The sequence below is a fragment of the Shinella sp. genome, assembly GCF_052438155.1.
GTDB lineage: Bacteria > Pseudomonadota > Alphaproteobacteria > Rhizobiales > Rhizobiaceae > Shinella.
In genome coordinates this window covers 24,750-32,239 of record NZ_JBQVPI010000040.1, presented here as the reverse complement: position 1 = coordinate 32,239, position 7,490 = coordinate 24,750, and the positions used below count along the sequence as shown (strand labels likewise).

The 7,490-nt window shown below is 62.1% G+C and carries 7 protein-coding genes; 1 reads left to right on the top strand and 6 read right to left on the bottom strand.

All coding sequences use genetic code 11. The annotated features are described in order from the left end of the window. Positions 1 to 35: 35 nt before the first annotated feature. The 6 genes from ahcY to ACT6VE_RS31705 all read right to left on the bottom strand — a co-directional run bounded on the left by ahcY (position 36) and on the right by ACT6VE_RS31705 (position 5,467). Complete coding sequence (gene ahcY, locus ACT6VE_RS31730; protein ID WP_444802225.1) at positions 36 to 1,436, bottom strand: adenosylhomocysteinase; 1,401 nt, start codon at positions 1,434 to 1,436, stop codon at positions 36 to 38. Positions 1,437 to 1,544: 108 nt separating this feature from the next. Next, entirely contained in the window at positions 1,545 to 1,817 is a 273-nt protein-coding gene (locus tag ACT6VE_RS31725) for an HPr family phosphocarrier protein (protein ID WP_069060506.1), read from the bottom strand. A gap of 15 nt (positions 1,818 to 1,832) precedes the next feature. After that, positions 1,833 to 2,234 (bottom strand): PTS sugar transporter subunit IIA, encoded by a 402-nt coding sequence (locus ACT6VE_RS31720; protein ID WP_069060505.1) that lies wholly within the window; start codon positions 2,232 to 2,234, stop codon positions 1,833 to 1,835. A 150-nt stretch (positions 2,235 to 2,384) separates the two neighbouring features. Further along, a complete protein-coding gene (locus tag ACT6VE_RS31715; RefSeq protein ID WP_444802224.1) occupies positions 2,385 to 2,840 on the bottom strand; it encodes an HPr kinase/phosphorylase in 456 nt (151 codons plus the stop codon). Then, a complete protein-coding gene (locus tag ACT6VE_RS31710) occupies positions 2,837 to 4,618 on the bottom strand; it encodes a stimulus-sensing domain-containing protein (protein ID WP_444802227.1) in 1,782 nt (593 codons plus the stop codon). The genes ACT6VE_RS31715 and ACT6VE_RS31710 overlap by 4 nt, the downstream gene beginning before the upstream one ends. A gap of 120 nt (positions 4,619 to 4,738) precedes the next feature. Next, entirely contained in the window at positions 4,739 to 5,467 is a 729-nt protein-coding gene (locus ACT6VE_RS31705; protein WP_444802226.1) for a response regulator transcription factor, read from the bottom strand. Between the two features lie 316 nt (positions 5,468 to 5,783). On the opposite strand from ACT6VE_RS31705, the gene ACT6VE_RS31700 reads away from it, so the two are divergent. Then, complete coding sequence (locus ACT6VE_RS31700; protein ID WP_444802223.1) at positions 5,784 to 7,394, top strand: phosphoenolpyruvate carboxykinase; 1,611 nt, start codon at positions 5,784 to 5,786, stop codon at positions 7,392 to 7,394. Positions 7,395 to 7,490: the final 96 nt, after the last annotated feature.

Here is a 7,490-nt window from a genome sequence, read left to right as displayed (position 1 = left end):
CCGCCTCTAGATGTTGTGGATAATCCGGGTAAGGATCAGTACCTGTAGTGCTCAGCCTTGAACGGACCGGTCGTCGTCACGCCGATATAGCCGGCCTGCTCGTCGGAAAGTTCGGTCAGCCTGGCGCCGAGCTTGGCGAGGTGCAGGCGTGCGACCTTCTCGTCGAGCTGCTTGGGCAGGACGTAGACCTCGTTCTTGTAGGCGTCGCCCTTGGTGAAGAGCTCGATCTGGGCCAGAACCTGGTTGGAGAACGAAGCTGACATCACGAAGGACGGGTGGCCGGTGGCGTTGCCGAGGTTCAGCAGACGGCCTTCCGACAGCAGGATCATGCGGTTGCCCTTCGGGAACTCGATCATGTCGACCTGCGGCTTGATGTTCGTCCACTTGAAGTTCTTCAGCGACGCGACCTGGATCTCGTTGTCGAAGTGGCCGATATTGCCGACGATCGCCATGTCCTTCATCTCGCGCATATGGTCGACGCGGATGACGTCCTTGTTGCCGGTCGTGGTGATGAAGATGTCGGCGGAGGACACGACGTCTTCGAGCCGTACGACTTCAAAACCGTCCATGGCAGCCTGAAGTGCGCAGATCGGATCGATCTCCGTCACCTTCACGCGGGCGCCTGCGCCGCTCAGCGATGCTGCCGAGCCCTTGCCGACGTCGCCGTAACCGCAGACGACGGCGACCTTGCCGGCCATCATCACGTCGGTGCCGCGGCGGATGCCGTCGACCAGCGATTCCTTGCAGCCGTACTTGTTGTCGAACTTCGACTTGGTGACCGAATCGTTGACGTTGATCGCCGGGAAGGGCAGCAGGCCCTTCTGCTGGAGCTGGTAGAGACGGTTGACGCCGGTCGTGGTCTCTTCGGTGACGCCCTGGATGGCATCGCGCTGCTTGGTGAACCAGCCGGGTGTAGCGGCAAGGCGCTTCTTGATCTGTGCGAAGAGGATTTCCTCTTCTTCCGAACCCGGGTTTACCAGGATGTTCTCGCCGGCTTCGGCGCGGGCGCCGAGCAGGATGTACATGGTGGCGTCGCCGCCATCGTCGAGGATCATGTTGGAGAGACCACCATCGGCCCACTGGAAGATCTTGTCGGTGTATTCCCAGTATTCCGTCAGCGTCTCGCCCTTCACGGCATAGACCGGGATGCCGGCGGCGGCGATCGCGGCGGCGGCATGGTCCTGCGTGGAGAAGATGTTGCACGAGGCCCAGCGCACGTCGGCGCCGAGTTGGACCAGCGTCTCGATGAGAACGGCGGTCTGGATCGTCATGTGCAGCGAGCCGGTGATGCGCGCGCCCTTGAGCGGCTTTGCCGTACCGAATTCTTCGCGGCAGGCCATCAGGCCCGGCATTTCGGTTTCGGCGATCTGAATTTCCTTACGGCCGAAATCGGCAAGCGCGATATCGGCGACGTGGTAGTCCTTCGTGGTGGTCATGGAGGTCTCCAGCCTTCTGGCTTTTGGTGATGGCGCTTCCTATCAGGAAACGTCAGCTGGAGCAACCGGATATAAAGAAGTCTTTATATCCTTATATCGACACTTGGTTTACATTTCTTCGCCGAAACGGTCGGCAATCAGCGCATCCAATGCATCGAGCACCTGCTGCGCCTGGGCGCCCGTCGCGGTGACGAACACGCTGCATCCCGGGCTGGCGGCCAGCATCATCAGGCCCATGATCGAGGTGCCACCCACCGTCATGCCATCCTTGGAAACGGTCACTTCCGCGTCGTAGCCGTCGACTGTCTGGACGAATTTTGCCGAAGCACGGGCATGCAGGCCGCGCTTGTTGATGATGAGAAGCTCTTTCGAGACGGTCATGGACGGCGGGAAACCTTATTTGCCGCTCAGGACGCGGCTGGCCACGTTGATGTATTTGCGGCCGGCCTCGGAGGCGTCGATCAGCGCCTTTTCCATGTTGTTTTCGCCGCGAATGCCGGCAAGTTTGATCAGCATGGGAAGGTTGACGCCAGCGATCACCTCGATGCCGTCGCCGGTCATGACGGAAATCGCGAGGTTCGAGGGCGTGCCGCCGAACATGTCGGTGAGGATGATGACACCGTGCCCCTGGTCCGCTTTCTGGACGGCTTCCAGAATATCCTGGCGGCGCTGGTCCATGTCGTCCTCGGGGCCGATGCAGACGGTCTCGATCGCCTTTTGCGGACCGACCACATGTTCAAGGGCGTGACGGAATTCCTCCGCCAGCTTGCCATGGGTGACAAGCACCAGTCCGATCATCAGCAGTCGCTCCAGTTTCCCAATTCAAAACGAACGGCGAATACCGCAATGCAGCAATTCCGTCCACCGTTGGGGTGGCCATCATGTCAATGAAAAGGCCAAGTGCAAGCCCAAAATGGCTGATTTCACGTTTTACCGGGGCTTTTGACGTCAACTTTTCAGGATTTCCGGGTGGAGTATGGTCAATGTCGAAAAGGCCGAGCAACCCGGAAAGAGCGGCAGCCGCGTCAAGGGCAGGGAGAGTGACGGCAGGATCTCGACGGTTTCCCCCTCCGGCGGCAGGCGCTCGGCAAAGGGCGGCTCGATCGGGCGGATCGCCCGCTCCAGCACGGCGGACTCGATTGCCTCCATTTTGACGATGCCGGCGCCCCGCACTTCGGCGAGCCCGGCGATGCTGGCAGGCGCCCGGGCGACCAGGCGCCCGTCCACCTCCGACACCAGAACCTGATCGTCGCTGACGAGAGCGGCAAACAGGCCGCAGGCGCGCGCCTCGGCAATGCAATGGAGTGCTATGGCGCTCTTGCCTGCCCCAGACGGGCCAACGAACAGATACCCCCTTGTGCCGATCACGATCGCCGTCCCGTGCACATTGGAGCCTGTGGTCATTTGTGCGTGCCTGTCGGAAGCGAGAGGGTGAAGCGGGCACCCATCACGCTGCCGGTCGCCTTGTCGATGATATTTTCGGCCTTCAGCGTGCCACCATGGGCTTCGGCGATCTGCCGCGAGATGGAGAGGCCAAGGCCGGAATTCTGGCCGAAATCCTCCGTTGACGGGCGGTCCGTGTAGAAGCGCTCGAAGATGCGATCGACGTCCTCGGCCTGAATACCCGGGCCATTGTCCTCGATCTGGATGATGCAGCGGTCGTTGCGGCCGCGCGACAGCCGCGCGACGATACGCCCGCCCGGATCCGGCACGAAGGAGCGCGCATTCTCGATGAGGTTGGTAACGATCTGGCCGATGCGCAGCTCGTAGCCGCTGATCTCGAACTTGGCCTTCGGATTGTCCTTCCGGTCGACCACGAAATCGAGCGTCACCGGCTTCTTGCGCGTGTTGACCTGGCGCGAAATGTCGATGAGGTCGCCGAGCAGCTTTTCGAGGTCGACGGTGCGCGCGTCGCTGCGGGCCAGTTCCGCATCGAGCCGCGAGGCGTCCGAAATATCGCTGATCAGGCGGTCGAGGCGGCGCACGTCATGCTGGATGACGTCGAGAAGCCGCTTCTTGGATTCTTCCGTGCGGGCCAGCGGCAGGGTCTCGACGGCGCTGCGCAGCGACGTCAGCGGGTTCTTCAGCTCGTGGCTGACGTCGGCAGCAAAGCTCTCGATCGCGTCGATGCGGTCATAGAGCGCGTTGGTCATCTGGCGCAGCGCAATGGAAAGGTTGCCGATTTCGTCCTGGCGCGCCGAAAAATCCGGGATTTCCTCACGCTCCTTGGCGCCGCGGCGCACGCGGATGGCTGCCGCCGAAAGCCGGCGCAGGGGGTTGGCGATGGTGCTGGAGAGCAGCAAAGACAGCGCGATGTTGACGAGGCCGGCAACGCCGGCGACCCGCATGATGGCAAGCCGCTCCGCATGCACGATCTTGTCGATATCGCCGGCCTGCGTGGAGAGCAGCAGCACGCCAAGCACGGCGCGGAAACGCTGTACGGGCACCGCAACCGAGACGATCAGCTCACCCTTGTCGTTGACGCGCACGACCGCGCCGCGCACGCCCGTCAGCGCATTCATCACTTCCGGATAGATCGAGCCGTCACCGCCGGGCGCTTCCTTATACTGCGGCAGGTTGCTCGGCTGGAGAATGCGGTTGAACCAGACATTCATCCGCTCGATGAGGCTGGTGCTCTCCGGCTCCACCGGCGGCAGGTCGAAGCGCAGCACCTGGCCCTGGGTATAGAGATGGCGCGAATCGAGCAGCAGGTTGGCGTCGGTGTCGTAGATGCGGGCGCGGGTACGGGTCGGCGAAATCAGCCGCCGGAGAACGGGGGCAATGCGCTCCGGATTGATCGGGAATTCGAGGTCCTCGTCATTCGGCAGCGGCGTGATGCTCTGGCCGGCCTGCAGCTCCAGCAGCTTCTCCGGATCGATGGTGATCGAGTTGGTATCGACCGAGGCGGAGGCCGAAATCGCGCCGGCAATGATCTCGCCCTGCGTCAAAAGGCTTTCGACGCGTGCGTCGATCAGGCCCTCGCGAAACTGGTTGAGATAGAGGATGCCCGCGACGAGCACGACGAGTGCCACGAGGTTGAAGAACAGGATGCGACGCGTGAGGCTGGAAAAGACGGCATTGCCGAAGATGCGGCGGGCGAGCGTGAAGGGATGGGTCCAGCGGCGCCGGAACGAGCGCGGCGCGGGCCGACCCTCGGTTTCTCCTCCATCCCTGTCGAGCACGGTCTGCGGCACGCGGTCCTATCCTTGAATGCGGGCGGCGGCGTCACGCCGCCGGGACTGCGGCATGCCATCGCCGCCGCAGTCGATGCAAGCGAAATCGCTACGGATGCGCAGCTTCGCTCAGGCGCTCTCGCGGAAACGATACCCGACACCATAGAGCGTTTCGATCATGTCGAAGTCGTCATCGACCATCTTGAACTTCTTGCGAAGCCGCTTGATGTGGCTGTCGATGGTGCGGTCGTCGACATAGACCTGCTCGTCATAGGCCGCATCCATCAGCGAATCGCGGCTCTTCACGACGCCCGGGCGCTGCGCCAGCGAATGCAGGATGAGGAACTCCGTGACGGTCAGGGTCACCGGCTCGCCCTTCCAGGTGCAGGTGTGGCGCTCCTGGTCCATGACGAGCTGGCCGCGCTCCAGCGAGCGTGCGGCCACTTCGCCGGTTTTCGGTGCGCCGGTGGCACCGGCCGTTGCGGCCGCCTCGCGGCTGGAAGCACGGCGCAGGATGGCCTTGACGCGCTCGACCAGCAGGCGCTGGGAGAACGGTTTTGTAATGAAGTCGTCGGCGCCCATCTTGAGGCCGAACAGCTCGTCGATCTCCTCGTCCTTCGAGGTGAGGAAGATGACGGGGATGTCCGACTTCTGGCGCAGCCGGCGCAGCAGCTCCATGCCGTCCATGCGCGGCATCTTGATATCGAAGATGGCAAGCTGCGGGGGGCGGGCAAGCAGACCATCGAGCGCCGAGGCGCCGTCCGTATAGGTCTCGACCTTGTAGCCTTCGGCCTCCAGGGCGATCGATACGGATGTGAGGATATTCCGGTCGTCGTCTACGAGTGCGATCGTCTGCATCCTGCTAATCTCCATAGTCATCGGCGCCTTTCCCGACCTCGGATCCGAGTTCCTGTCCTGGATGTGATGCGCCTCCTTGGGGATAAAGGTGGAACAAATTGTGGCAAAGATAAAGGATGACGTTTCGTGAGGGGGTAACGAGTCGCTTTTTAAATCGATTATTCAAACGATTAAAAAAGTAACACAATTCTTTAAATCGATTAAATAATTGATATTGTTGCCTAATTTCGAATTCCCTCTTGTTTTTGTGACAGTGCCAGATTAGTTTCCTCGAAAATTCACACCAGTCTTGTCGCCTACGGAGGAAAACTGGATCATGCAGGAACTTGGCGTTCGCAACCCCGCTCAGGGGCTCACCGCGATGGGTATCCACACCAACGGCACGGTCCGGTACAACTTTGCAGCAGAGGCTCTTTACGAAGAGGCGCTCGGTCGCGGCGAAGCTGTCAAGACGGCGCATGGCGCGCTGCGCGCACTCACCGGCCAGCACACCGGCCGCTCTCCGAAGGACAAGTTCGTCGTTCGTGATGAAAACACCGTCGATGCCATCTGGTGGGACAACAACAAGGCCGTGTCGCGCGAGCATTTTGATGTGCTGCACGCCGACATGCTGGCGCATGCCGGCGACCGCGATCTCTTCGTGCAGGACCTCATCGGCGGTGCTGATGCTGAGTACGCCCTGCCGACCCGCGTCGTCACGGAACTCGCCTGGCATTCGCTGTTCATCCGCAACCTGCTCATCCGCCCGGACGAGAAGGACCTTGCCGGTTTCGCGCCGAAACTCACCATCATCGACCTGCCGACCTTCAAGGCCGATCCGGTCCGTCATGGCGCCCGTACGGAAACCATGATCGCCTGCGATCTGTCGCGCGGCATCGTGCTGATTGCCGGCACCTTCTATGCCGGCGAAATGAAGAAGTCGGTGTTCACTGTTCTGAACTGGCTGCTGCCGTCGGAAAAGGTCATGCCGATGCACTGCTCGGCCAATGTCGGCCCGGATGGCGACGCCGCCGTGTTCTTCGGCCTGTCGGGCACCGGCAAGACGACGCTGTCGGCTGATCCGAACCGCACGCTGGTCGGCGACGACGAGCACGGCTGGGGCGAAAACGGCATCTTCAATTTCGAAGGCGGCTGCTACGCCAAGACGATCCGTCTTTCGGCCGAAGCCGAGCCGGAAATCTATGCCACGACGCAGCGTTTCGGCACCGTGCTTGAAAACGTCGTGCTCGATGCGAACGGCGTTCCGGACTTCAACGACGGTTCGCTGACGGAAAACACCCGTTGCGCCTATCCGCTGGATTTCATCCCGAATGCCAGCGAGACCGGCCGCGCGCCGCATCCGAAGACGATCATCATGCTGACGGCCGATGCCTTCGGGGTGATGCCGCCGATCGCCAAGCTGACGCCCGACCAGGCCATGTACCACTTCCTTTCCGGCTACACCGCCAAGGTTGCCGGCACGGAGCGTGGCGTGACCGAGCCGGAAGCCACCTTCTCGACCTGCTTCGGCGCACCCTTCATGCCGCGCCACCCGACGGTCTACGGCAACCTGCTCAAGGAGCTGATCGCCGAGCAAGGCGTCGATTGCTGGCTGGTCAACACCGGCTGGACCGGTGGCGCCTATGGCGAAGGCCGCCGCATGCCAATCAAGGCAACCCGCACGCTGCTTGCCGCAGCGCTCGACGGCTCGCTGAAGGATGCGCTGTTCCGCCGCGACGACAATTTCGGCTTCCAGGTCCCGGTTTCGGTGCCGGATGTCGATACGAAGATCCTCGACCCGCGCTCGACCTGGGCCAACGGTGCCGCTTACGACAAGCAGGCCGAAAAGCTCGTCGACATGTTCATCACCAACTTCGAGAAGTTCGAGGGTCAGGTGGATGGCAGCGTGCGCGACGCGGCACCGGGCCTCAAGGCTGCGGCCGAGTAAGGCCTCTCCCCCATGATTCACGTGAAACCCGGTCCCAGAGGCCGGGTTTTTCGTCTCCGGCACCGGCTTCCCGGCGGCCGCTTCGCCCGCTACAAC

Bases quoted from the DNA above. Each gene is read 5' to 3' on its own strand.
- ahcY (WP_444802225.1), bottom strand. From the start codon at position 1,436: ATGACCACCACGAAGGACTACCACGTCGCCGATATCGCGCTTGCCGAT.
- ACT6VE_RS31725 (WP_069060506.1), bottom strand. From the start codon at position 1,817: ATGACCGTCTCGAAAGAGCTTCTCATCATCAACAAGCGCGGCCTGCAT.
- ACT6VE_RS31720 (WP_069060505.1), bottom strand. From the start codon at position 2,234: ATGATCGGACTGGTGCTTGTCACCCATGGCAAGCTGGCGGAGGAATTC.
- ACT6VE_RS31715 (WP_444802224.1), bottom strand. From the start codon at position 2,840: ATGACCACAGGCTCCAATGTGCACGGGACGGCGATCGTGATCGGCACA.
- ACT6VE_RS31705 (WP_444802226.1), bottom strand. From the start codon at position 5,467: ATGCAGACGATCGCACTCGTAGACGACGACCGGAATATCCTCACATCC.
- ACT6VE_RS31700 (WP_444802223.1), top strand. From the start codon at position 5,784: ATGCAGGAACTTGGCGTTCGCAACCCCGCTCAGGGGCTCACCGCGATG.